18 protein-coding genes are annotated in these 24,621 nt (G+C 63.4%); 10 read left to right on the plus strand and 8 right to left on the minus strand.

Annotation, left to right across the window (positions count from 1 at the left end):
* Positions 1-201 precede the first annotated feature (201 nt).
* From V7787_RS01645 to glgA, 7 genes are all read right to left on the minus strand, one after another.
* On the minus strand, positions 202-996 hold the full coding sequence (locus tag V7787_RS01645) for an endonuclease/exonuclease/phosphatase family protein (protein ID WP_003251297.1): 795 nt from the start codon (positions 994-996) through the stop codon (positions 202-204).
* Positions 997-1,117: 121 nt separating this feature from the next.
* Positions 1,118-3,271 carry a glycogen debranching protein GlgX gene (glgX, locus tag V7787_RS01650; RefSeq protein ID WP_010954850.1) on the minus strand — a complete coding sequence of 718 codons (2,154 nt, stop codon included), beginning with the start codon at positions 3,269-3,271 and terminating at the stop codon, positions 1,118-1,120.
* Between the two features lie 136 nt (positions 3,272-3,407).
* A complete protein-coding gene (locus V7787_RS01655; RefSeq protein ID WP_064491947.1) occupies positions 3,408-3,674 on the minus strand; it encodes a DUF2934 domain-containing protein in 267 nt (88 codons plus the stop codon).
* Between the two features lie 14 nt (positions 3,675-3,688).
* The gene (locus V7787_RS01660) at positions 3,689-6,463 is read right to left on the minus strand and encodes a malto-oligosyltrehalose synthase (RefSeq protein ID WP_129931998.1); all 2,775 of its coding nucleotides are present in this window, start codon (positions 6,461-6,463) and stop codon (positions 3,689-3,691) included.
* Positions 6,460-8,529: a 4-alpha-glucanotransferase gene (malQ, locus tag V7787_RS01665; protein WP_336085134.1), complete on the minus strand. Its 2,070-nt coding sequence runs from the start codon at positions 8,527-8,529 to the stop codon at positions 6,460-6,462. Before malQ ends, V7787_RS01660 begins: the two co-directional genes overlap by 4 nt.
* Complete coding sequence (gene treZ / locus V7787_RS01670; protein WP_064491944.1) at positions 8,526-10,268, minus strand: malto-oligosyltrehalose trehalohydrolase; 1,743 nt, start codon at positions 10,266-10,268, stop codon at positions 8,526-8,528. Before treZ ends, malQ begins: the two co-directional genes overlap by 4 nt.
* 14 nt (positions 10,269-10,282) lie before the next feature.
* Entirely contained in the window at positions 10,283-11,842 is a 1,560-nt protein-coding gene (glgA, locus tag V7787_RS01675; RefSeq protein WP_012051800.1) for a glycogen synthase GlgA, read from the minus strand.
* An 896-nt stretch (positions 11,843-12,738) separates the two neighbouring features.
* Between glgA and V7787_RS01680 the strand changes: the two genes are divergently transcribed.
* The 5 genes from V7787_RS01680 to V7787_RS01700 are packed head-to-tail and all read left to right on the plus strand — an operon-like array spanning position 12,739 to position 18,708.
* Positions 12,739-15,054: a type VI secretion system Vgr family protein gene (locus V7787_RS01680; RefSeq protein ID WP_336085139.1), complete on the plus strand. Its 2,316-nt coding sequence runs from the start codon at positions 12,739-12,741 to the stop codon at positions 15,052-15,054.
* Positions 15,051-16,454 (plus strand): hypothetical protein, encoded by a 1,404-nt coding sequence (locus tag V7787_RS01685; protein WP_129931995.1) that lies wholly within the window; start codon positions 15,051-15,053, stop codon positions 16,452-16,454. Before V7787_RS01680 ends, V7787_RS01685 begins: the two co-directional genes overlap by 4 nt.
* A gap of 10 nt (positions 16,455-16,464) precedes the next feature.
* Entirely contained in the window at positions 16,465-17,418 is a 954-nt protein-coding gene (locus V7787_RS01690) for a PoNi-like cognate immunity protein (RefSeq protein WP_336085142.1), read from the plus strand.
* A gap of 15 nt (positions 17,419-17,433) precedes the next feature.
* The gene (locus V7787_RS01695) at positions 17,434-18,396 is read left to right on the plus strand and encodes a PoNi-like cognate immunity protein (protein WP_336085144.1); all 963 of its coding nucleotides are present in this window, start codon (positions 17,434-17,436) and stop codon (positions 18,394-18,396) included.
* A gap of 54 nt (positions 18,397-18,450) precedes the next feature.
* Entirely contained in the window at positions 18,451-18,708 is a 258-nt protein-coding gene (locus V7787_RS01700; RefSeq protein WP_129931992.1) for a PAAR domain-containing protein, read from the plus strand.
* 42 nt (positions 18,709-18,750) lie between these two features.
* Here the strand turns inward: V7787_RS01700 and V7787_RS01705 are convergent, their stop codons facing one another.
* Positions 18,751-18,918, minus strand: coding sequence for a DUF6026 family protein (locus V7787_RS01705; RefSeq protein ID WP_014860810.1), 168 nt, complete (start codon positions 18,916-18,918; stop codon positions 18,751-18,753).
* Between the two features lie 202 nt (positions 18,919-19,120).
* Between V7787_RS01705 and gnd the strand changes: the two genes are divergently transcribed.
* From gnd to V7787_RS01730, 5 genes are all read left to right on the plus strand, one after another.
* Positions 19,121-20,104, plus strand: coding sequence for a phosphogluconate dehydrogenase (NAD(+)-dependent, decarboxylating) (gene gnd / locus V7787_RS01710; protein WP_064491943.1), 984 nt, complete (start codon positions 19,121-19,123; stop codon positions 20,102-20,104).
* A complete protein-coding gene (gene zwf, locus V7787_RS01715; RefSeq protein ID WP_064491942.1) occupies positions 20,101-21,606 on the plus strand; it encodes a glucose-6-phosphate dehydrogenase in 1,506 nt (501 codons plus the stop codon). Before gnd ends, zwf begins: the two co-directional genes overlap by 4 nt.
* Before the next feature lie 116 nt (positions 21,607-21,722).
* A complete protein-coding gene (locus V7787_RS01720) occupies positions 21,723-23,519 on the plus strand; it encodes a glycoside hydrolase family 15 protein (RefSeq protein WP_336085149.1) in 1,797 nt (598 codons plus the stop codon).
* A 66-nt stretch (positions 23,520-23,585) separates the two neighbouring features.
* Complete coding sequence (locus V7787_RS01725) at positions 23,586-23,942, plus strand: VOC family protein (RefSeq protein ID WP_003251273.1); 357 nt, start codon at positions 23,586-23,588, stop codon at positions 23,940-23,942.
* Entirely contained in the window at positions 23,942-24,562 is a 621-nt protein-coding gene (locus V7787_RS01730) for a TetR/AcrR family transcriptional regulator (protein WP_028697673.1), read from the plus strand. Before V7787_RS01725 ends, V7787_RS01730 begins: the two co-directional genes overlap by 1 nt.
* Positions 24,563-24,621 lie beyond the last annotated feature (59 nt).

The following is a 24,621-nucleotide window of genomic DNA, read 5'->3' on the forward strand; positions in this document are numbered from 1 at the left end:
GAAGGCGCGAGCTAGAGGCCCGGCGCAAGTTTTTTACAGCTTGGTACTGTTCAGCTAAGGAGAGGTCGCCGCTTGCGTCAAGAAAGCGTGAAGGAAGTGTTCAGGGTGCGTCGTAACGCTCAACCTGTTGTTTTATCGGTAAAAACAGCAGGGTATAGCGGGGATCGCTATTTGCCGTGCCGTGGCTATGAAGAATGATTGCTAAAGTCGCACTTCAACGGCCAGCGGCAGGTGATCTGACAGGTGCGACCAAGGTTTGTGCCCCAGAATCCGCGGCCCATGGCTTTCGGCGTTACGCAGGTATATGCGGTCCAGGCGTAGCAGCGGCAGGCGGGCAGGATAGGTGCGCGCGAGGTGGCCGTGGTGGCGTTCGAAGGCTTCGTGCAAGTCGCGTTGCAGGCCAAGGGTGCGGTTGCCGTGGCTTTTCCAGTCGTTGAAGTCGCCGGCGATGATCACCGGGGCGTTGGCAGGCAGGGCGTCCAGCAGTTTACGCAGCAACTGCAGCTGCTTTTGCCGGTGGCTTTCCAGCAACGACAGGTGCACGCAGACCGCATGCACCTGGCCTTGCCCCGGCACCTCCAGCACACAGTGCAACAGGCCGCGGCGTTCGGGGCCGGTGATCGACACGTCCAGGTTGCGGTGCTCGATGATCGGGTATTTGGACAGCAACGCATTGCCGTGGTGGCCGTCAGGGTAGACCGCGTTGCGGCCATAGGCAAAGTCGCTCCACATGCTGTCGGCGAGGAATTCGTACTGCGAGGTCTGTGGCCAGCCGGGGTAGCGCGCGGCGTGGCGATCGTGGCTGCCGAGCACTTCCTGAAGGAAGACAATGTCGGCCTGTGTACTGCGCACCGCCTCGCGCAGCTCCGGCAAGATAAAGCGCCGGTTGAAGGCGGTGAAGCCCTTGTGGGTATTCACCGTCAGTACCCGCAGGCGTTTCACGGCCGGGGCCTGGCTGACGCTGGCGAAACCATTACTGCCGGCTTCGAGGCTCACGATTCCTCCTGAAGTTAACCCTGCCTCACTGTCGCCGCCAAACCCTGTGGGGGCCGGTACACCGTTCCCACCGGGTTTGGCGTGGCGATCACAACGTAGGACCTGCCCGGGCTATCACCGTTCACTCCTCGTCGTACTGCAACACCATCAGCAGCATCGACCGACCCTTCACCTCGAACGTACTGTCGAACTGCAGGTGCTGCCCCTTGCGCAACTCCGGCCGGTCGGTATCGACCAGGCAGCTCCAGTAATCGCCTTCGGGCACGGCCGGTAGCTTGAATGGCACGATGTCATGGTGGGCATTGACGATCAGCAACACGGTGGCCTCGGCACCTGGCCGGGCGATACCGCTGACCTGGGCCCGGCCATCTATCAGCATGCCCAGGCAGCGCCCGTGCGGGTCTTCCCATTGCTCAACGCTCATCTCGCTGCCATCGGGTGCCAGCCAGGTCACGTCCTTGACCCCAATTGCCTCATTGTAGTCACCCACCAGAAAGCGCGAGCGGCGCAGCACCGGGTAGGCCAGGCGCAGGCGCGTCAGGCGCTTGACGAAGGCCAGCAGCTCTTGGCCTTCCTCGTCCAGGTCCCAGTTCACCCAGCCGATCTCGCTGTCCTGGCAGTAAGCGTTGTTGTTGCCGTGCTGGGTGCGGCTGAACTCGTCGCCGGCAACGATCATTGGCGTGCCCTGGGCCAGCAGCAAGGTGGCGAAGTAGTTGCGCATCTGGCGCATGCGCAGGGCATTGATCGCCGGGTCGTCGGTCGGCCCTTCGACGCCGCAGTTCCACGACAGGTTGTTGTCGGTGCCGTCCTGGTTGTTTTCGTCGTTGTCTTCGTTGTGCTTGTGGTTGTAGGACACCAGGTCGCGCAGGGTGAAACCGTCGTGGGCGGTGATGAAGTTGACCGAGGAATAGGGCCTGCGCCCGCGGTTGTTGAACATGTCGCCCGAGGCGGTCAAGCGCGCGGCAAAATCGGCCAGCTGGCCTTCGTCGCCTTTCCAGAAGGCGCGTGCGGTATCGCGGAAGCGGTCGTTCCATTCCGCCCAGCCCGGGGCGAAGTTGCCCACCTGGTAGCCGCCGGGGCCGCAATCCCACGGTTCGGCAATCAGCTTGACCTGGCTCAGCATCGGGTCCTGGCGGCAGGCGACCAGGAAGCCATGACGCTCGCTGTAGCCATCGTGGTAACGGCCAAGGATGGTCGCCAGGTCGAAGCGAAAGCCGTCCACGTGCATTTCGCCGGCCCAGTAGCGAAGCGAGTCGGTGACCAACTGCAGCACGCAGGGGTGGCTCAGGTCCAGGGTGTTGCCGGTGCCGGAGTCGTTGATGTAGTAGCGCTTGTCGTCCGGCATCAGGCGGTAGTACGAGGCGTTGTCGATGCCGCGCATCGACAGGGTCGGGCCGCGCTCGTTGCCTTCGGCGGTGTGGTTGTAGACCACGTCCAGGATCACCTCAAGCCCGGCGTCGTGCAGGTGCGCGACCATCTCCTTGAACTCGGCGATCTTGCCGCTGGCCAGGTAGCGCGGGTGCGGGGCGAAAAAGGCGATGCTGTTGTAGCCCCAGTAGTTGTTCAGGCCCTTGTCCAGCAGGTGCTGGTCGTTGACGAAGGCGTGAATCGGCAGCAGCTCGATGCTCGACACGCCAAGGTCCTTGATGTGTTTGAGCAACTCGTCGTTGGCCAGGCCGGCGAAGGTGCCGCGCAGTTCTTCAGGCACAGCCGGGTGGCGCATGCTGATGCCGCGGGCATGCGCTTCATAGATGATCGTGCGCTCCCATGGGATCTGCACGCGCTGGTCGCGGCCCCAGGTGAACGCCGGGTCGATGACCTTGCATTTGGGCACGAAAGGCGCGCTGTCGCGCTCGTCGAACGAAAGGTCACCATCGGGGTGGCCGATGGTGTAGCCGAACAGTGCCTCGGACCATTTCAGGCTGCCGACCAGTTGCTTGGCATACGGGTCGATCAGCAGTTTGTTGGGGTTGAAGCGGTGGCCGTTTTCCGGCTCGTAGGGGCCATACACCCGGTAGCCATAGACCAGGCCGGGGTGAGCGTCGGGGAGGTAGCCATGGTAGATCTCATCGGTGTATTCGGGCAGCTCTATGCGCTCGAGTTCCTGCTCGCCGGTGGAGTCGAACAGGCACAGCTCGACCTTGGTGGCGTTGGCCGAGAAGAGAGCGAAGTTGACCCCAAGGCCATCCCAGGTGGCGCCGAGGGGGAAGGGCATGCCTTCGCGAATGCGCGATGGTGCGACCGAGCGGGTTTTCTTTGGGGTGCGGGGGCTCATGACGATCCTCGAGTGGCCGTGATGGAAGGGGAATCGGGCTGTCCTGCATGGGCCTCTTCGCGGGTAAACCCGCGCCTACAGGTTCATCACAGGTGCCTGTAGGAGCGGGTTTACCCGCGAAGAGGCCAGGACAGGTTTAACTGGCAGTAGGCTTTTTCACCGCCCGGGGCTTTTTCACCACAGCGGGTTTAACCCCCGGCAGGGCAGCCGCCTTGGGTTCGGCAGGTGCCTTCGGCTTGGCCGCTGCTTTCTTGCGCGGGGCTGCCTTGGGCGCCAGCGCTTCGGCCTCGGCCAGCTTGCGGGCCATTTCCCAGTGGCGTTCTTCTTCCCCTACGGGCTTACCTTCGGATTCCCAGATCTGGTAGGCAAATTCGCGAATACGCTTTTCATCGACACTCATCATGACGCTCCTGATGCTCAAGATTGTTGTATCAACACGTTGACCGGAAATTCCGCCAGCACGGCGCTCAACGGCAACTCCTTTGAAGAGCTGACCGCCGCACAGGCGAAAAGTCCCGTCGAGTTGGCAGGTGACAAGGCAAACGGCAATACCAGCCGGGTGTCGTCCCAGTTCTGCGCCGGGATCAACGGTGTAGCGGCACCTCCGAGCAGGCTGCTGGCCAGGCGCGGGGCGACGACGATGGCGTGCTCGCCTTCCCCCAGGCGAGCAAAGGCAATGACCTTGTCAGCGTGCCGGCCCTGTACGGTCAGTGGCAGGTAGGCACCGCGGCGGAACAGCTCGGCATGGGCCTGGCGGCAGTCCAGCACCCGGGCAATCAAGGCCTGTTTGACACGGCCGTCGCGCCAGTGCGCCAGCAGCTCGGCGGCCGGTGTGGCGTCGTCCAGCGTGCGACGCCTCGAAGCGTAGTCCACGGCGCGGCGGTTGTCCGGGTCGACCAGGCTGAAGTCCCAGTATTCGTTACCCTGGTACAGGTCGGGCACACCGGGTGTGGTCATGCGCAACAAGGCCTGGACCAGGCCATTGAGAGCGCCGGGGCAGGCCAGCAGCTGCGCCGCGTCGGCCAGCGACTTGCGCAGTTGCTGGTTCTCGCTGTCCAGCAGCAGGCCGTCGAGGTAATGAGCGCAGGCGCCTTCGTAGGCCTCGTTCGGCGCGCTCCAGCTACTGCGCAGCTTGGCCTCGCGCAGGGCCTTCTGCTGCCACTGGCGAACACGCTCGGCGTATTGACGCAGGGCATTGTCGTCGTTCAGGTCGAGGTCCAAGGGCCAACTGCCGAGCAGGGTTTGTAGCAGCATCAACTCGTCGCCGGGGCTGGGTGCCAGCCCGTCGTCCAACTGCGCGCGCAGGGGGGCTGCCAGCTCACGCCAGTGCTCCACCCGGCTGGCCAGCCACGTGCCGCGCTCGCTGAGTACGGCCAGGCGTGCACGCGTGTCTTCGCCGCGCTTGTGGTCGTGGGTTGCGGTGGTCAGCAGGTTGTCGGGGAAATCGCGCAGGCGCCGCTGGGCCTCGTTGTGGAAATGCATGGGGGGTGCGCTGAAGCGCTCTGCCTCGAAACCCACGTCGTTACGCGACAGCAGCCGCGCGCTGCGGTAGAAGGCGGTGTCTTCCACGGCTTTGGCGGCGCTGGGCGCAGTCAGTTGCTGGAAGCGCACGCAGGCGTGGCGCAGTTGCTTGCGGGCGCGCCCCGGTGGCAGATGCCGCCAGGCTTGCCCGCCCAGCCACCGTTCAAGTTGGTCCAGTAGCGGCCAGTCAGCTTCGGCAAGGTCTTGCCGGGCATTGGTCAGGGCCTGCTGGAAGAACGTTTCGTCCTGCGCCGGGCGCCCGCAGGCATTGAAGTAGGTTCGGTAAACCGGGTAATGCGCCACCAACGCCTGCAAGGCCCGGCGAATCGCGCCCAGGGTCAGGTCACGGGTCATCAGGTCGTTGCGCGCCACCTGCAACAGTGCCTGGGCCACCGACTCGCAGTCACCGGCCAGGCTGGCGTTGAGCACCAGGTGACGGGCCTGGCGCACTTCTTCAGGGAAGTCCGGGCGCTCGCTGACGTTGCTCCACAGTTCGCTCAGCGGTGCTTCGCCGGCCGGATCATGCTGCAGCAGCGACACCTGGTTCATGAACTCGTAGCCGGTGGTGCCGTCGGTAAGCCAGTCGCGGTGCAGGTGCTCGTCGGCACCCAGGATCTTTTCCACGTACAGGGGGAAGTGCTCCAGCCCTGCATTCAGCGGCCGCCGCGCCAGCAGGTTATCAACCCGCCGGCGCAGTTTGCGGCAGTAGCCACGCGGGTCGGCAAGGCCGTCGATATGGTCGATGCGCAGGCCGTCCACCAGGCCGCGTTCGATCAGTTCGAACAGCTTGGCATGGGTGGCTTCGAACACCACGGCGCGCTCCACGCGCAGGCCGCCCAATTCGTTGATGTCGAAGAAGCGCCGCCAGTTGATGTCGTCGGCAGCAGTACGCCAGCTGGCCAGGCGGTAGGTCTGGCGCTCCAGCAGCAGGTGCAGGCGCTTGAAACCGGCCTCGCTGCGGCTGTCGAATGCCACCAGGGCCGATTCGAGGTCGGCACCTTCGCGCACCAGGCGTGCCAGTTCGGCTTGGAGCGGCAGGCTATCGGCCAGCGGGGTGGACGAGTCGCCCAATGCCGTGAAGCGCTCGGCCAGCACCTTGAGTGCAGGTTCCGGGCTGAGCGCGAGAATCCAGCCGTAATCGACCGGGCAGATCGGGAAACGATGCGCGTAATGGGCCACTTGCAGCAGCCCCTGCTGTTTGTCGAACTGCAGCGGTATCTCGCCATTCTTGAGCGCCACGCCGTAGTCGCTGCCGAGGAACGGCAACAGCAGTTGCCCGGCCAGCAGTGGGTCGCTGGAGTGCCACTGGATGTCGAAGAACTCTGCATACGGGCTGCGCCGTCCCCAGGCCAGCAGGCTTTGCCACCAGGGGTTGTCGGCACCGCCCACGGCCATGTGGTTGGACACCGTGTCGAGGATCAGCCCCATGCCATGCTGGCGCAGGGCGGCAACCAGGCGCTCCAGCGCGGCCTCGCCGCCCAGCTCCGGGTTGACGCAGGTAGGATCGACCACGTCGTAGCCATGGCGCGAGCCAGCGCGGGCCTTGAGGATGGGCGAGGCATACAGGTGGCTGATGCCCAGCTGGGCGAAATACGGCACCAGCGGCACAGCGTGGTCGAGGGTGAAGTCGCTGTGGAATTGCAGGCGCAGGGTCGCGGTCAGTGGCTTCATCGGTCACGCTCCCACGCCTGCTCGCGGGCCTGGGCCAGCAGCTCCAGGCGCCGTGCGGCATCTTCGTCGTCGAGCAGTTCGCGTACCGGACGGGCAAAGCGCCGCCGCCAGTTGGGATGGCCATTGGTGGTGCCCGGCAGGTTGGGTTGCTCGTCGCAGCCCAGCAGGTCTTCCAGCGGTACCAGCACCAGCGGCGCACGGGTATGGCCAACGAAGCGGATGGCCGCATCGATCAGCGCGTCGTTGTCCTTCAGTTCGCCGTAGTTGGCCTCCAGGATGCGGCGCAGGCCTTCGCGTTCTATCTGACGCTCGTGTCGCCAGTGCAATTCGGCAGCAGCATCAATCAGTTGCAAGCGGTGTCTCCAGTCGATGTCGCGGTTTGCCAGCCAGCCGGCCAGTGGCGCCAGGTCGTGGGTGCCGGTGGTGGCCAGGGCATTGTCCGGCCAGTCGAGAATGGGCTTGAACTGGCCCGGCTGGGTCTGCTCGAACGGCAGCACGCGCATGCCCAGCACCGCTTTCTCGGCCAGCTTTTCGCGCAGGCTGTCGGGCACGGTGCCCAGGTCTTCGCCGAGGATGATCGCCTGGTGACGCACCGACTCCAGCGCCAGCAGGCGCAACAGGTCGTCTAGCGGGTAGTCGAGGTAGGCGCCTTCGCTGGGTTTGGCCCCCTGCGGGATCAGCCATAGCCGGCGCAGGCCCATCACATGGTCGATGCGCAGGCCGCCAGCGTGGGCGAGGTTGGCCCGCAGCATCTCGATGAAGGCGCGATAGCCATTGCGCTTGAGGCCCTCGGGCGAGAAGGCGCAAATGCCCCAATCCTGCCCGACGTGGTTGAGGATGTCGGGCGGCGCACCCACGCTCAGACCGGCCAGCAGTTCGTCCTGGCGGCTCCAGGCCTGGCTGCCGGCACCGTCGGCACCCACCGCCAGGTCGGCGATCAGGCCCACGGCCATGCCGTTGCTGCGGGCCGCTTCCTGGGCGCGTTGCAGGCCACGTTCGGTCAACCACTGGCAGAAGGCGTGGAACTCGACCTTGGCCGGGTAGGCATTGGCTAAAGCCTCCACTTCCGGGTGGTAGGGGTCGTGCCAGGCTTTGGGCCAGTTGCGCCAGTCGGCCCCGAGGCCGCGCTCCACTGCCTGGGCCTGCAGCACCTCGAAGCGGCAGTGGTGCTCCAGGGTCTGGCCGCCGGCTTCGCGGAAGCTGTCAAAATCTGTGCGTAGCGGGTGGTCGCCGTGGCTGAAGCCTTGGTAAAGCGCTTCAAGCAAACGCAGCCGGGCGCTGGCGGCGCGTGGCCAGTCGACCAGAGGGCGCTGCTCCAGCTCTTCGAGTTGTTGCTCCAGCCCGCAGGCTTCGATGGCCATGCGCACCTCCCGTTCACCCAGCAGGGCCGCAGGGCTGGTGTACAGGGTGTTGAGCAGCAGGCGACTGGAAGGTGAGTAGGGGCTGTAGTGTTCCTGGTCGATGGCCGACAGGGCGTGAATCGGGCTGATAGCCAAGGCATCGGCGCCGCGCTCGGCGGCCGAGCGCGCCAACTGCTCCAGCGCCAGGCAGTCGCCGAAGCCCCCATCGCCGGGGCGGCGCAGGCTGTACAGCTGCACTGCCAGGCCCCAGCAGCGTGGTGGCGGCTGTTGCACCTTGTCTTCCAGGCTGTGGCAGCGTGTTGGCGCCACCGCCACGGTGAAGCGGCGGCTGTCGATTTCCACCTGGTGATAGCCGATGGGCAGCTCGCCGGGCAGGCGCGCCTGGTCATCGAGGCTGAGGGTGACAGAGGTGTGATCTTCCAGGGTGCAGTGGGCCACGCTGGCGGCACTGAAGTAGCGCGATAGCGCTAGCGGCTGGCCTACGTCGGCGGTCAGCAAGGGCGGCAGGTGTTCGCTGTCTTCGGCGGTTTCCACCGCACGCAGGCTGGCGGCAACGGCCGCGTCATCGCCGGCCGGGTGGCCAAGGCCTTCGAGGATGTTGCGCAGCACGTCGTCGCTGACACGCTGGGGCCTGGCATTGGCGTCGATCCAGTCGCGGCTCAGCCCGACGCTGGATGCCAGACGGTGCAGGGCGGTTTCGCTCATGGGTGCTCCTGGGCAGGGGGAAGCAGGCTGACCACACAGCTGTAGGCAGCCAGGTGGGTATCCGGGTGTCGGGTGTCGCTGCTGTCAAACAGCCGTGTGGATGGCGCGGGCAGTTCGACCGCCTGCGGGGTGTCGGCCAGGTTCAGGTCGATGCGCAGAGTGTTGCCGTTGCCCAGCTGCCAGCGCGCGGTCAGCGCTTTGTCAGCGTGCACCTCGGCGCCCAGCGCACGGCTACCGGGCAAGTGCGGGATGATGTGGCGGCGGCGCAGGTCGAGCAGTTGCTGGTAAAGGCCGTGCCAGCCGGCGATCACCGCCTTGTTCTGCGGGCGTGAAGAGGCGAAGGTCTGTTCGGCGTTGGGGTCGGGAATGTGCTCACGCTGCTCGGGGTCGGCGAACGCGGCGAAGTGGGCGAACTCGCCACGACGGCCTTCGCGTACCGCGTCGGCCAGCGCGTCATGGAAGTCGGTAAAAAACAGGAACGGCTGGCAACTGCCGGCTTCGTCGCCCATGAACAGCAGCGGAATCATGGGGGCCAGCAGCAACAGGCCGGTGGCTGCACGCAGGGCTGGCGCGGGGCATAGGCGGGTCAGGCGCTCACCCAGCGCGCGGTTGCCGATCTGGTCGTGGTTCTGCAGGAACAACACGAAGGCGCTGGGCGGCAAATGCCCGCTGGGTTCGCCGCGTGGTTTGCCATGCCGGTTGGCCTGGCCCTGGAACACGAAACCTTCGCCAAGGCACCGTGCCAGTTGGTCGATGGGGCGATGCTGGAAGTCGGCATAGTACCCTTCGGTTTCACCGGTCAGCAGCACGTGCAGGGCATTGTGGCCGTCATCGTTCCACTGGGCGTCGTAACCCTGTTCCAGCAGGCCCGCCTGGTTGTGCTCGTTCTCCAGCACCAGCCACACGTGCCGGCCCGGTTCTACGGCGGCGCGCACCCGTTGGGCCAGCTCGATCAGGAAGTCGGGCTGGTCGATGGCATGCACCGCATCCAGGCGCAGGCCGTCGAAGCGGTAGTCGCACAGCCACATCAGGGCGTTCTGGATAAAGTACTCGCGCACCTGCGGGCGGCGAAAGTCGATGGCCGCGCCCCAAGGTGTCTGCCGGTCTTCACGGAAGAAAGGGCTGGCGTACTGGTGCAGGTAATTGCCGTCGGGGCCGAAGTGGTTGTACACCACATCGACCAGCACCATCAGCCCGTGGCCGTGGGCCTGGTCGACCAGTGCGCACAGCTGCTCGGGGCTGCCGTAGGTATTCTGTGGGGCGTATGGCAGTACGCCGTCGTAGCCCCAGTTGCGTTCGCCGGGGAACTGCCCCAGCGGCATCAGCTCGATCGCGCTGATGCCCAGTTCGGCCAGGCGCGGCAGTTCCCGGGCAACCCCGGCGTAACCCCCGAGCAGGCCGACATGCACCTCCTGGATCACGGCCTCATGCCAAGGCCGGCCTTGCCACGGGTGTTGCCAGGCGTAACCGGCCACATCCACTACCTGGCTGGGCCCGTGTACGCCGTCGGGCTGGTAGCGCGAGGCCGGGTCGGCCACCTGCAGCTCCCCGTCGATACGGTAGTGGTAACGGTCACCGGCCTGGCATGGCGCCACGCCGCTGTACCAACCCTCATCATCCGGCAGCAGTTCGATGGCCGGCTGCCGCTCCAGTTCCACGCTCACGCTGCGCGCATCCGGCGCCCAGAGGGCGAAGCGCGCCGACGTGGCGTCCAGCAAGTGTGCGCCATGTCTGTGCATCTTCCGACCCCCGCTCAGTAATGGCTCAGTTGTGTCTGCTTGACCAGGTCCTCGTACAGGCGGGCATAGGGTTCAACCGCCTGGCACCAGTTGAACGGCTGGGTCATCGACAGGCAGCGCATGGCGTTCAGCAGGTCCTTCTTGCCGTAAACATAGAAGGCGCGGCTGAGTGCCTCGCGGTAGCTCTCGACGGTGGACTCGTTGAACAGGAAGCCCGTTACGCCGCATTCGATGGTGTCGGCCAGTCCACCGGTATTGCGTGCTACCGGCAGCGAGCCGAAGCGTTGCGCGTACATCTGGCTGAGGCCGCACGGCTCATAGCGGGATGGCATCAGCAGGAAATCGCTGCCGGCGAACATGCGCCGGGCATCGGTTTCATTGAAGCCGATACGCACACCGATGCGGCCCGGGTGGCGCAGCGCCAGCTCGCGCATGGCCTGTTCCTCTTCCGGCTCGCCGCGGCCGATGATCGCGATCTGCCCGCCTTGCTCGACGATGTAGTCGGCCACGCCCAGGGTCAGGTCCAGGCCCTTTTGATAGACCAGCCGCGACACCACGGCGAACAGCGGGCCTTCGGAATCGTCCAGGCCGAACAGCTCGCGCACCTCCTGGGTGTTACGCGCTTTGCCCTCCCAGTCATTGATGCTGAAGTTGTGCTGCAGGTGCTTGTCGGTAGCCGAGTCCCAGCTTTCGTCGATGCCGTTGGGGATGCCACCGAGCAGGCCTTGCTGGGCCTTGCTGGCGAGGAAACCGTCCAGGCCGCAGCCAAATTCCGGGGTGGTGATTTCCCGGGCATAGGTGGCGCTGACTGTGGTGATGTGGCTGGAGTAGGCCAGGCCGGCCTTGAGGAACGACAGCTTGCCGTAGAACTCCATGCCTTCTTGCTGCATGGCATGTTCGGGTATCGCCAGCTCCGGGCTGCAGCCGCGGCTGTACACACCTTGGTACGCCAGGTTGTGGATGGTGAACAGTGTGGGCGTATTCAGGCCGCGCCAGTGCATGTAGGCCGGGGCCAGACCGGCGGGCCAGTCATGCGCGTGCACCACTTCCGGCGTCCAGTGGATCTTGCCTTCGCCCGCAGCGATTTCGGCGGCAGCCAGGCCCAGGCGGGCGAAGCGAATGTGGTTGTCAGGCCAGTCGCGACCATTGTTGGCACCATAGGGTGTGCCGTCGCGCTGGTACAGTTCGGGGCAGATCAACACATAGATGACCAGGCCGTCGGCCATGTCCATGCGCCCGATCTTGCAGGGCGGCAGGGCCGCATGGCCGCCCAGTTCACCCACGATATGTATAGGGTTGTCGCTTTCCATCACCTGGCGGTAGCCGGGGATGAGGACCCGCACATCGTGCAGGTGCGCCAGGGCACGGGGCAGGGCAGCGGACACGTCACCCAGGCCACCGGTTTTCACCAGGTCGGCGATTTCCGAGGTCACGAACAGAATCTTGCGCATGTTCGGGTTTTGCTGGCGCTGGGCGCCGGGTGCCTTGCCTGTCGTGGCGAAATCCGGGGTGAGCGGCTCGCGGTTATCCGGTTTGAAAGCGTCTACGTGAGGCTCGACAGCGGCACTGATCATACTTCTCTCCGTCCCTATGCTTGGTCGGGTGCTGGCACCCGTAGCGATGTTTCGTGCTGGTTCTCTCTGCTTGCTGAATGCTGTGTAGTGCGTTCCATGCCCCAGTGTTGTGCGCGCACGCACGGCGCGATCGGCGTTCCGGCCGAAAGCGATTGGGCTGTTGGGTTGGTGGCCGTGGCTGGGAAGTCCCTTTGCGTTTGGCCTACTTAGTTCCTGACCTGCCCGCTTTCCGTAAAGTTCGACTTTTTTCGTCACTCTTCCACTGAGCAAATGGCGGGCCGAAACCTGAGTGTAGGAGAGAAATAGATAAAAAGGTGACCCACTGGTCACCATTGAGATGCCGCGGAATAGACGCAAACGTTGGCGTATGGGAAGCGGATGTGAACGCATGGCTGGCGAAGAGAGTGAGGGGCGAACGGCATGCCCCATTCATGACGGTTGCGCACTATTTTGGTGCGTGCTTGTACCGCCAAATGGGGCTGCGGGTGCATGTCCAGATGTGCCCAGTCCTATATCGGTGCGACGCCCTGCACAGGGGCGAGTATCCAAGCGGTTCAAGAAGTTTGGCTCGAGTAATTATCTGAGTTACAGGGTCGGCAGTTAGGGAAACGGACCGCATGATAAAAAGTTGTAAGTTCATGCTGTAGGAAATTGCCTGCGGAATCTCTATTTATATTAAACCCACCGTTCCTGTCTTATCGTGGTGATACGGTTTAGGTTGCTCCTCAATCCACTGCCTCATCCTGATCGCCATCATGGGGTGAAGCCCGCAATGCCAAGCATTTAGCGGGCTTGCACCTTGGTGGCAGGCCAATTTCGTTCGACATTCTCATCTTGAAGAAAGCCAGGGTGTGGTTGTTTTTCGCCGGTAAACATGATGGCGGGTAGAGCAACTCATGAAACAGTCTGACTTTCGCTTCAGTTTTCAGGCGCTCGCCGGGCGCACGGAATTCGAAGTGGTTTCATTCAAGCTGGATGAAGCCCTCAACCAGCCATTTGTACTGAACCTGGAACTTGTCAGCTACGAAAGTGATATCGACTTCGGCCACGTTCTCGACAAGCCTGCGTTATTCACCCTTTATTGCGCAGACCGGCCACTGCGTCATGTGCATGGCTTGGTCAGTGCCTTCAGCCAGGGCGAAACCGGCTTTTGTCGCACGCGCTACCACGCCGTGGTCGAGCCGCAGCTGGCCCGCGCGCGGTTGCGTTCGAACTGGCGGATCTTTCAGCACAAAACCGTGCCGCAGATTCTTGAACTCATGTTCAAGCGTCAGGGCATCACCCGCTTTGAGCTGAAAAGCAGCGCGCAGCACCAGGTGCGGGAGTTTTGTGTCCAGGCGGGTGAAACCGACCTCGACTTCATCCATCGCCTTGCCGCTGAAGAGGGGTTCGTCTACCGCTTCGAACACTGCGCCCGGCAGCACACGCTGATCGTTACCGACCGCTTGCTGTCGTTTGGGCTGCTCAGCCGGGGCGCGCTCAAGGCAGGGGAAGACGAGGCGCTTTGGCTGGATGAGGATGATGTCGGCCCCGACAAGGTGCTGTACCACGCCAGCAGTGGTGGCGACCAGGCCCGCGCCTGCCTGCGGCGCTTGCGCTATTGCGAGCAGGTACGTACTGCGCGGCAAGTGCAGCGCGACTACACCTTCACCAACCCGGCCTACCGGCAGGAGCACAAGGCCCAGACCAGTGGCGTCACGCACCAGGCACTGGACTACGAGCGCTTTGATTACCCGGGGCGCTACAAGCGCGATGCGGTGGGCAAGCCCTTCACTGAAACACGGCTGACGGCGCTGCGCCACGACGCATGCCTGGCCGAAGTGCAGGGCGACGACGTGCGCCTGCAGACAGGTCTGAGCTTCACCCTAATCGGCCACCCGCGGGAAGACCTCAATGTTCACTGGCGCGTGATCAGCCTGAGTCACGAAGGTACCCAGCTCACCAGCCTGCAGGAAGAAGCTGCTGGCGCTGAACAAGGCACTCGCTACGTGAACGATGCGCTGCTAGTGCAGGGCATGGCCGAGTGGCGGCCCGCCCCCATGGCCAAGCCACGCATCGATGGTCCACACATGGCCACCGTGGTCGGCCCGCCTGGTGAGGAGATCTATTGCGACGAATGGGGGCGGGTCAAGGTCAGCTTCCCGTGGGACCGGGAGAGCAAGAACAACGAGTTCAGTTCCTGCTGGGTACGGGTGTCGCAAGGCTGGGCCGGTGGCAGCTGGGGTTCGATGGCCATCCCGCGTATCGGCCAGGATGTGATTGTCCAGTACGTCAATGGCGACCCCGACCAGCCGATGATCACCGGGCGCACCTATTGCGGTGACCAGCTGCCGCCGTACGACCTTCCGGATCACAAGACCCGCATGACCATCAAGAGCCAGACCCATAAAGGCGATGGCTTCAACGAGTTGCGCTTCGAGGACGAGCTGGGGCGGCAGGAAGTGTTCATTCATGCCGAGCGCGACCAGAACAATGTTGTGAAACACAACGAAACCACGCTCATTGGCAATGACCGTAGCGAACGCGTCGAGCATGACGAAGTGGTGGACATAGGTGGCAACCGCAGCGTCACGGTTGGCGCCAGCAAGCGCGAAACGGTCGCCCTTGGCAAAGTCGAAAGCATTGGCCTGGGCAAGTCGCTGGCCGTTGGCGGGGGGCTAAGTGTAATGGTCGGCCTTGAGGCCACCGAGCAGGTCGCGCTGGACAAGCGCGTGCAGGTCGGCGGGCAACTGCGGGTCGACGCCGATGAGGATGTGTCGATCACCAGTCATCACGGCCACGTGCATATCGACAGCCGAACGTCGCTGACCCTGAGCTGCGGCGGGGCCTTTATCAAGCTGAGCGATGGCCGCATCGAAATCGGTTGCCCCGAACCACTGCTTTTATACGCCATCGCCCAGGTCAAGGCGCCTGCACGTTACGGAGTGCCGCCTGCACCCGAGCAGGACGAAATCGAGTTTCGCCTGGTGCATGCCGACGGTACGCCGATTGCGGGCACGGCCTACGTGGCAACGTTGTCCGATGGCACCCAGCGCCAGGGCGTGGTCGACCAGAACGGCTATGCCCGCCTGGCTGGCGTTACCCCCGGTTGCAGCGCCCAGGTGCGCTACGAAGTTGGCCCTGGCCCGCTGCAGCTGACGACCGCTACCGAGCTGGATACTGCCTTGCAGGCATTGCTTGCCGGCTGCACCTCGGCAGGTGGCCAGCCATGAGTTCGACAGCTGACTGGCTGGATGAAGCAGTGGAAAAAGTGGCCGACGGCTTTGGCTGGCTGCGTGACCTGGTGCTTGGCGAGTTTGCCGAGGAGCGGCCACTGAGTGTGGTCATCGCCGACATGCTGCTGTCGTTGGTGCCGGGGGTGGTGATCGTGCTCAGTGCCCGCGACCTGGCTGCGGTGTGCCTGCGCCTGGGCAAGCGCTACGCGGCGGACGGCAGCCAGGCAACGCCGCAGCCGCCAGAATGGCAAGAGTGGGTGTTGCTGGTGGCCTGCCTGATGACCTTGATCGCGCCGATCATCGGTGCTGTGGCGGGGGCTGTGGGCACGCCCGTGGGCTCGGTGGCAGGAGCACTGGTTGGGCAGGAAGCAGCAGCGTTCTTGCGTGGTTTGTGCTTGCTGTTGATACGTGAAAGTCAGGTCATCCTGCAGACAGTGGTTGCGTTTCTCGGCAAGTTCACCCGCGGCAGCGTGGAGTTCTGGCTGCACCAGGTCAGGTTCGCGAGCTATGAAAAGGACTTGCTGGCCTACCTGAACCTGTTTTTGACCAAGGTTCTCGCGGCAACGGCAAAGCTTCGCAGCTACCTTGGCAACTGGCCGTTCAACCAGGCGGCCTCGCACCTGTTGGTGCGGTTGCAGGCCATGGAAGCGCAGTTCTACGCCGTGCAGGTGCATGCCTTGCGGGAAATCCCGCATGCGCTGATGCAGCTCGATGCCAGGCTGGCCAAGGTTCTGGAGCAGGCCAGCGACCTGCCCGCGCAGGTTGCGCAAGCCGGGGTGCATGCGCAAAAGCCGGTGCCCATGGCCATGAGTGGTGGGCGGGTGACCTCTGGCATCGGCATGCGCCCGCGTTACCTTGAGCGCCCCGAAGGTGTGCTCGGCCCGCCCGTGCCCACGTCGCCGACAGTCGCTGCGCAGGGTGCCAATGTGCACGTGTTCGATCACGCGACGGCGACGCGGGCGCAGAAGGGCATTTATGGGGAGGTGGTTAGTGATCAGTACATGCTCGGCAAGGGCCATGAAAACCTGTTGTCCGCCGCGCGTGGGCCTCGCAGCCTGGAAATGAAACCCACCGGGCGTGGGCTGGATGGCGTCTATCGTAATGCCCATCCGCCACCGCCGTTCATTATTACCGAGACCAAGTATCGAACGGGGGGCGTGTTTTCGCCGGGTAGTTTGCCGGTTACGAAGGGGAGTGAGGGGTATCCGAGTGCCCGGCAGATGAGTGATGCGTGGATTGGCCCCAGATTACAAAGCGCGTTGGGGCGTAAGGAGGGAGATGCGATTCGAGAGGCGGGGTACGAGCGGTGGCTAATAGTTGTAAACGAAAACGGGGTCGTATCGAGTGTGACTAAGCTCGACGGTAATGCTAGAGCCATTGTTGATACTGTTCGATAGGAGGTGTCAGGTGCATTTTGATCGGGTTAAAAGAGAGCCGCTCCTGCAAGAGAAGTTTTATGTGGATGATGTGTCTTATCTGAAGGAGAAATATTTTGAGCGGAGCGCTGAAGAGTTTTTGGCTAAGTCTTGGCCAGATTATGTTAATGTGGAGGGGTTAAGTTGGGGGTGGTGCTATCAATCACTTGAGCTATTGATTGAGTTGTATTCAGGAGGCGAGCCATTAGAGACCCTCCGGCCCTATGCTGAGCACGTGTTTTCTCAGTTTCAGCGTCATAAACAGGCCTATCCGAGCTTCTCGCTGAAACTATGGGAGCCCGACGCATACCAGTTTGCTCTTTGGCTTTTGTCTTTGGCAGTGCTGTTGAATATGCCCGGGCGCATCACGCAAATTGTAGGCTATTTAAGTAAAGACGCTGATGACGGTGAAGACATCTTGTTGCGACAACTGTTTTCTCGTGTTGGGGTGACTATCCCTGGGAGCACATTGATTCATGAGCGCCCTTATCATGAATTGCTCAATGCTTTAAATACTGAGAAGGATGAGCAGCAACAGTCAATGCGTAGTTACCTGAAGCAGTGGTATCGAGGCATGCGCAACTGTTATTGGCATGATCGGCACAAAGCACGAAGCGATGCGGGTTTCTTTGGCTACTGGGCATTTGAGGCAGGATTGGTCACTGTGCTGTGGGGCGTCGACGATGCACCCTACAGAGACCTTCCTTTTTACCCGAAGGATTTGGTAGACGATGCTCGCAAGCTTCAAGTGATCAAAAGCTTCCCAGAACACCTGCAAAGTGCGCCGTATTCGGATGCACTTGCCAAGTCGGGTGAAATTTGCCCGCGCACGGGAGTGTGGGTGTGTGATGAATGGGCTGTAGGGCCTCAGACATTCATGCAAGGCGTAGAAATGCCGAGCGAAAATGGGCGCTCCGTGGTTTGGCGCTTGGTGAAAGGCTTATAGCGTGCGGGAGGGCCTATGGACCCGTTCGACAGCATCAAGCGCGACCCGTGGATGGTCGAGCAGCATTACCACGCCTCGACCCGTGAAAAAGAGCAGGAGTTTGCCGACCCTGATACCCAGGCATTGCTGGCCGAGTCCGCCGAGCGCAAGCATCATTACCGTGGCCTCAGTCGCGACTGGGCGCACATGGCACTGGAGCTGGCCATCCAGCGCTACTCGGGTGGCGAGCCGATGGAACTGGTGGAGGCCTATGTTGATTACGCGTTCGCCCAGTTCACCCGGCATTTTACGGCGTACCCGACAACCTGCGAGCAACTGCGCCCCTGGGTGGCGGACGAATACCGGGTTGCTTTGTGGCTGCTGTCGTTGGCCGTGCTGTGCGGTTACCCCGATCGTGTCGGCCAGGTGCTGGGCTGGCTGAACCAGGACGACGAGCGCAGCCCCGACCTGCTGCTGCATCGCCTGTTCCTGCGGCTGGGCAAGGCATACCCGGGGACCTCGCTGCTTCACCCCGAGACCTACGCCGCCTTGCTGGAGAGCCTCGACCTGCGTGGCCAAGCGCAGCATGAAGCGCTCTTGCGCTATCTCGAACAGTGGTATGCCAAGGCGCATGGCTGCTATTGGCACGATCGCCATGCCCGGGCACGGGGTGACCACCTGGGCTACTGGGCATTCGAAGCGGCGCTGGTAGCGTTTTTATGGTCTGTGCCAAGGGATGCTCTGGAGAGCGCCCCACATTTTTTTCCAAAGGCACTCATCGCAAGGGCGCATTACCGACGACTGGGCAAGCAGTTCCGCGACCCGGAAACCGCCAGGCGCGAGGACGCTCCTGGCTGGCCTTCTGGCACCCCTTGCCCATGGCCCGGTCATTACACCTGCGTCGAGCGCAGTGTGGGTGAACAGGTGTTCATGCACCAGACACCCTTCCCCAAGATCGATGGCCAGGTGGTGCACTGGCGGCTGTCGAGGACATTCTGATTGGCGCTGCCGGCATGAGTGCCTGGCGCTTTACATGATTCAGGAGTGGCGACAATGCCTGCCATCGTTCTGCTTGGTCACCCTCACCATTGCCCATTGTGCGGCTCCACCAGCGTCAGCAGCGGCTCCAGCCTGTTCTTCGTCAACGGCAGGGCGGCCGCCAGGGTTGGCGACAGGCTCGGCTGTGGGGCGGCGATCACCAGCGGCTCGGCGCTGATGATGGATGAAGGACAGCCGCTTGCTAGGGTAGGCGATGCTACCAGTCATGGCGGCGTCCTGGAAAATGGCGATAAAAGTTGGTTGCTCGATTAAGCGAAGTGGGAGCGGTTCAGCCCCCACAGGGAATGGGCAAGATCAGAGGCTGACGGCCTTGCCATCGGTGCGCGCTTGCGCCAACAGCAGGTTCAACTGGGCGACCTGCTGACGCAGCTGGTCACGTTCGTCCTTCAGTTTACGCAGCTCATCACGGCGCACGGAGACATAGAGGGTCTGGGGTGGGGTTGCAGGCATCAATGTACCCATGAGCACACCTCGCGGTTTTGGCTGGTGACAAGTCAAAGCGTAGACGCTTCACGCGGGGCGCATTCTGAATTCTTTCACCGGGCTTGGGAACTTTTTTGTTTATTGTGGTCTTGCCGTTCGTCGCTGAACCCTCGGGCGGCATGCTGGACTAATCTGAAAAGCTGGACTGTCGTCATCCATTTCGAAAAGGGAGCATTGGCTCATGCAACTGGGAATCATCGGGCTGGGCCGTATGGGCGGCAATATCGCAAGGCGCCTGATGCGCGCCGGTCACCGCACCGTGGTGCACGACCGCAACCGTGAAGCCATCACCGGCCTGGAGGGCGAAGGCGCCCAGGGCGCGCATGACCTCGGTGCACTGGTACAAAAGCTGAAAGCGCCGCGCGCGGTATGGGTGATGCTGCCGGCTGGTGACGCCACCGAGCAGACCATCGCCCAGCTGGCCGAAATGCTGGAGCCGGGCGATGCGATCATCGACGGCGGCAACACCTTCTACAAGGACGACATGCGCCGCGCGGCAGAACTGGCCAAGCGCGGCCTGCATTATCTGGACGTCGGGACGTCCGGCGGCGTGTGGGGCCTGGACCGCGGCTACTGCATGATGATCGGCGGCGAAAAGGACGTGTTCGAGCGCCTCGAACCGCTGTTCAAGGCGCTGGCACCGGGCGTGGGCGACATCCCGCGTACCCATGGCCGCAGCGGCGAGCACCAGCGTGCCGAGCACGGCTACATCCATGCCGGCCCACCCGGCGCCGGGCACTACGTGAAAATGGTGCATAACGGCATCGAGTACGGCCTGATGCAGGCCTATGCCGAAGGCTTCGACCTGCTGCGCAGCAAAGGCGGCAACGAGCTGCCCGAAGACCAGCGCTTCGACCTGAACGTTGCCGAAATTGCCGAAGTGTGGCGACGCGGCAGCGTGGTGACCTCGTGGCTGCTCGACCTCACCGCCGATGCGCTGGTGGCTGACCCTCAGTTGTCGCAATTCAGTGGCTCGGTGTCCGACAGTGGCGAAGGCCGCTGGACCATCGACGCCGCCGTCGAGCAGGCGGTGCCGGTGCCGGTGTTGTCCAGCGCACTGTTCGCGCGCTTCCGTTCGCGCCAGCAACAGGGCACCTACGGTGACAAGATTCTCTCGGCCATGCGCCTGGGCTTCGGTGGCCACGTCGAGAAGAAAGGCGAATGACTAAACAGACCCTTGCGGCCGCCCCCCCTTGTACCCTGTTCCTGTTCGGCGCCAATGGCGACCTGGTCAAGCGCCTGCTGATGCCCGCGCTGTACAACCTCAGCCGTGACGGTTTGCTGGACCGTAACCTGCGCATCGTCGGCGTCGACCATAACCCGGCCAGCGCCGAGGATTTCGCCGCGCGCCTGCACGCGTTCATGGTCGAGCGTGACAAAGGAAGCGAGGGCAGCGCCAAGTGCCTGGACGAGAAGCTATGGGCCCGCCTGGCCAAGCGCCTGGATTACCAGACGGGCGACTTTCTCGATCCGGCCACCTACCAGGCCCTGGCCAGGCGCATCGACAAGACCCGCCACGGCAATGCCATTTTCTATCTGGCCACGTCGCCGCGCTTCTTCCCTGAGGTGGCGCAGCGCCTGGGGCAGGCCGGCCTGCTGGACGAGTCTGCCGGCGGCTTTCGCCGGGTGGTGGTTGAAAAACCGTTCGGCACCGACCTGGCCAGCGCCGAGGCGCTCAACGCCTGCCTGCTGAAGGTGATGGGCGAGCGGCAGATCTACCGCATCGACCATTACCTGGGCAAAGAGACGGTGCAGAATATTCTGGTCAGCCGCTTTTCCAACGGCCTGTTCGAATCGTTCTGGAACAATCACTACATCGACCACGTGCAGATCACCGCAGCGGAAACCGTCGGTGTCGAGACCCGTGGTGCCTTCTATGACAGCACCGGCGCCCTGCGCGACATGGTGCCCAACCACCTGTTCCAGTTGCTGGCGATGGTGGCCATGGAGCCGCCGGCCGCGTTCGGCGCTGATGCGGTGCGCGGTGAAAAGGCCAAGGTAATCGGCGCTATCCGCCCATGGTCGGCAAAAATGGCCCTGAAGAATTCCGTACGAGGCCAGTACAGCGCCGGCAAGCAGGGGCGCAAGCCGTTGCCAGGCTACCGTCAGGAGTCCAACGTCGCGCCGGATAGCCAGACCGAGACCTACGTGGCGCTGAAGGTGATGATCGACAACTGGCGCTGGGCCGGCGTGCCGTTCTACCTGCGCACCGGCAAGCGCATGAGCGTGCGTGATACCGAGATTGCCATCTGCTTCAAGCCCGCACCGTATGCGCAGTTTCGCGAGTCGGAGCTGGAACGGCCCAAACCCAACTACCTGAAAATCCAGATCCAGCCCAATGAAGGCATGTGGTTCGACCTGCAAGCCAAACGGCCCGGGCCAGAGCTGGTGATGGAGAATGTCGAGTTGGGTTTTGCCTACAAGGACTTCTTCAAGATGACCCCGGCCACTGGCTACGAGACGCTGATCTATGACTGCCTGACCGGTGACCAGACCCTGTTCCAGCGGGCTGACAACATCGAAAACGGTTGGCGAGCGGTGCAGCCGTTTCTCGATGCCTGGGCCCAGGGCGGCGAAGTGCATGAGTACTCGGCTGGCGAAGATGGGCCTGAGGCCGGCAATGAATTGCTGACCCGCGACAAGCGGGAGTGGCACCGGTTGGGGTGAGAGGTTTGCAAGCCTGTGCCGGCCCTTTCGCGGGCAAGCCCGCTCCTACAGGGAATTCCATTTCCCTCAGGCACCTGCGAAGAGGCCAGCACAGGCAACCACACAAAGGAGACCTAATGCCTGCCCATATCGAAGACTACGCCCTGCTGGGCAACTGCCGAAGTGCGGCGCTGGTCAGCCGCGATGGCGCGCTGGACTGGCTGTGCCTGCCACGCTTCGACGCCCCCGCGGTGTTCGCGGCCCTGCTGGGCAACGAAGAAAATGGCCGCTGGCGCCTGGCCCCTTGCGACCCGGTAACGCACAGCAGCCGCCAATACCTGGGCGACACCCTGGTGCTGGAAACCACTTGGGTCACCGCCAGCGGTCGTGCCCGGGTGCTCGACTTCATGCCCCTGGGCGAAGTCAATTCGGTGGTGCGCATCGTCGAAGGCTTGTCTGGCGAAACCCATTTCGAAATGGACCTGGTCATGCGCTTCGACTACGGCCGCAGCGTGCCCTGGGTGGAACGACTGGACCCACTGACCCTCAGCGCCGTCGCCGGCCCTGACCGGCTGATCCTGTGCAGCACCGTGCCCCCGCAAGCCCGCGACCACCATACCGGCTGCCGCTTTCGCGTCAGCGCGGGCCAGCGCCAGGTCTTCAGCCTGCGTCACCAGCCCTCGCACTTGCCGGTGCAGCCTGACTGCAACATCGACCATGCCCTGGCAAACACCTGTGAGCAATGGCAGGCCTTCGCCGACCGCTGCCCGCAGGTAGGGCCATATACCGCCCTGGTGCGTCGGTCGCTGCTCACCCTCAAGGCCATGACCTACGCCCCCACCGGCGGTATTGTCGCTGCCGTCACCACGTCGCTGCCCGAGCGTGTGGGCGGCGAGCGCAACTGGGACTACCGCTTCTGCTGGCTGCGCGACGCGACCATGACCCTGCTGGCCTTCATGAACCTTGGCTACTTCGACGAGGCCCAGGCCTGGCGCGAGTGGCTGCTGCGCTCGGTGGCCGGCAACCCCGAGCAGATGCAGATCATGTATGGCCTGGCTGGCGAGCGTGACCTGCAGGAGTACACCTTGCCGTGGCTCGCCGGTTATGAGCATTCTCAGCCGGTGCGGGTGGGCAACGCCGCTTCGGCGCAGAGGCAACTGGACATCTATGGCGAACTGGCCGATGCGATGACCCAGGCGATCAAGGGCGGGTTGCCCCGCCACCCGCGCAGCGCCGCCATTTCGCGCTTGATATTGCCTTATGTCGAACGCATCTGGCGCGAGCCGGACGAAGGCATCTGGGAAGTGCGTGGCGGCCGGCAGCAGTTCGTGCACTCCAAGGTGATGGCCTGGGTCGCCTTCGACCGCGCCGCAGGGCTGGCCGACACTACGGAAGAAGGCCGCGAGCGCGGGCAGCATTATCGCCAGGTGGCTGACGAGATTCACCGCGACGTGTGCGAGCACGGCCTCGACCCCAGCGGCCGGTTCTTCGTCCAGGCCTATGGTTCGACCGAAATGGACGCCAGCCTGTTGCAGATCGCTCTGACCGGCTTCCTGCCGGCGGATGACCCACGCTTCATGCGCACCCTCGAACAGATCGAACAGCGTCTGATGAAGAACGGCCTGCTGCTGCGCTATGACAGTGACAGCTGCAGCGACGGCCTGACGCCGGGAGAGGGCACCTTCCTGGTGTGTTCGTTCTGGCTGGCTGACGTATATGTATTGCTGGGGCGCCAGGCCAAAGCCGAAGCGCTGTACCAACACCTGACCGGCCTGTGCAACGACCTCGGCCTGCTGGCCGAACAGTACGACCCGGCCGGCCAGCGCATGCTCGGCAACTTCCCCCAGGCCTTCAGCCAGATAGGCATCATCAACACCGCGCTGAATCTGCACCGCGCACAGTGCCCGGCGCGCGACCGGGCGCGTTGTGGGTAGCGAATGAGTAGGGCGACTGCCTTGACCGGAGTAGACTAGGCCAAACCCTTTCGGCACGGAGCATACATGGGCATTCGCGGTACTGACCGGCAGATCGACAACATCGAGTTCAATGTCAGCGACATCTCACGGAGCAAGGCCTTCTATGGCAGTGTATTCGGCTGGGCGTTCACCGACTACGGGCCGACCTACACCGAGTTCAGCGATGGCCGGTTGACGGGTGGCTTCACCACGGGTGAGCCGGTGCGCCCGGGCGGGCCGCTGGTCATCCTGTACGCTGACGACCTGGAGGCCACGCAGCAACGGATCGAAGCTGCCGGGGCGAAAATCAGCCGGGCGACCTTTGCCTTCCCCGGCGGGCGGCGCTTTCATTTCATCGACCCGGACGGTTATGAGCTGGCGGTGTGGACGGCCCAAGCCTGATGGCCAATCACAAGATCGAAATCCGCCGACGCAATATCGAAAAAATCCTGCAAGCGGCGGAAAAGGTGTTTGCCGAGAAGGGCTACGGCGCCACCTCCATGGGCGATATTGCCGAGCAGGCTGAGCTGCCACGCTCCAACCTGCATTATTACTTCAGCACCAAGGACGAGCTGTTCCGCGCGGTGCTGCAGGACCTGCTGGATGTGTGGAAGCAGGACGCCCTGTGCTTCGAGAACTTCGACGATCCGCGTGTGGTGCTGACCAGCTACATCCGGGCGAAGATGGGGCATTCGCGCTCGCGGCCGCTGGGCTCGAAAATCTGGGCTGAAGAGATGCTGCACGGGGCGCCGGTGCTGGGGGTTAACCTCGACGAAAGCCTGGTGCCCTGGGCGAAGATGAAAGAGGCCAAGATCCGCTGTTGGGTGGAAGAGGGGCGCATTCTGCCGGTGGAGCCGTCGGCGCTGCTGTACATGATCTGGGCCTCGACCCAGCATTACGCCGACTTCGGCTACCAGGTGCAGTTGCTAAACGGCGGCGAGATGCTGTCGGACATGGCGTTCGAGAGTGCGGTGCAGACGGTGACCAGCGTGATCTTGCGGGGGATCGGGCTGGAGCCGTGAACCGGCGATGGAGGCCGCTGCGCGGCATTCGCGGGCTTGCCCGCTCCCACAGGTTCTGC

The organism is Pseudomonas sp. CGJS7 (assembly GCF_036961695.1).

What these genes read in the sequence shown, in the direction of transcription:
- glgX (WP_010954850.1), bottom strand. Translation starts at nt 3,271, where the DNA reads ATGAGCCCCCGCACCCCAAAGAAAACCCGCTCGGTCGCACCATCGCGC.
- V7787_RS01655 (WP_064491947.1), bottom strand. Translation starts at nt 3,674, where the DNA reads ATGATGAGTGTCGATGAAAAGCGTATTCGCGAATTTGCCTACCAGATC.
- V7787_RS01660 (WP_129931998.1), bottom strand. Translation starts at nt 6,463, where the DNA reads ATGAAGCCACTGACCGCGACCCTGCGCCTGCAATTCCACAGCGACTTC.
- malQ (WP_336085134.1), bottom strand. Translation starts at nt 8,529, where the DNA reads ATGAGCGAAACCGCCCTGCACCGTCTGGCATCCAGCGTCGGGCTGAGC.
- treZ (WP_064491944.1), bottom strand. Translation starts at nt 10,268, where the DNA reads ATGCACAGACATGGCGCACACTTGCTGGACGCCACGTCGGCGCGCTTC.
- glgA (WP_012051800.1), bottom strand. Translation starts at nt 11,842, where the DNA reads ATGATCAGTGCCGCTGTCGAGCCTCACGTAGACGCTTTCAAACCGGAT.
- V7787_RS01680 (WP_336085139.1), top strand. Translation starts at nt 12,739, where the DNA reads ATGAAACAGTCTGACTTTCGCTTCAGTTTTCAGGCGCTCGCCGGGCGC.
- V7787_RS01685 (WP_129931995.1), top strand. Translation starts at nt 15,051, where the DNA reads ATGAGTTCGACAGCTGACTGGCTGGATGAAGCAGTGGAAAAAGTGGCC.
- V7787_RS01695 (WP_336085144.1), top strand. Translation starts at nt 17,434, where the DNA reads ATGGACCCGTTCGACAGCATCAAGCGCGACCCGTGGATGGTCGAGCAG.
- V7787_RS01700 (WP_129931992.1), top strand. Translation starts at nt 18,451, where the DNA reads ATGCCTGCCATCGTTCTGCTTGGTCACCCTCACCATTGCCCATTGTGC.
- V7787_RS01705 (WP_014860810.1), bottom strand. Translation starts at nt 18,918, where the DNA reads ATGGGTACATTGATGCCTGCAACCCCACCCCAGACCCTCTATGTCTCC.
- gnd (WP_064491943.1), top strand. Translation starts at nt 19,121, where the DNA reads ATGCAACTGGGAATCATCGGGCTGGGCCGTATGGGCGGCAATATCGCA.
- zwf (WP_064491942.1), top strand. Translation starts at nt 20,101, where the DNA reads ATGACTAAACAGACCCTTGCGGCCGCCCCCCCTTGTACCCTGTTCCTG.
- V7787_RS01720 (WP_336085149.1), top strand. Translation starts at nt 21,723, where the DNA reads ATGCCTGCCCATATCGAAGACTACGCCCTGCTGGGCAACTGCCGAAGT.
- V7787_RS01725 (WP_003251273.1), top strand. Translation starts at nt 23,586, where the DNA reads ATGGGCATTCGCGGTACTGACCGGCAGATCGACAACATCGAGTTCAAT.
- V7787_RS01730 (WP_028697673.1), top strand. Translation starts at nt 23,942, where the DNA reads ATGGCCAATCACAAGATCGAAATCCGCCGACGCAATATCGAAAAAATC.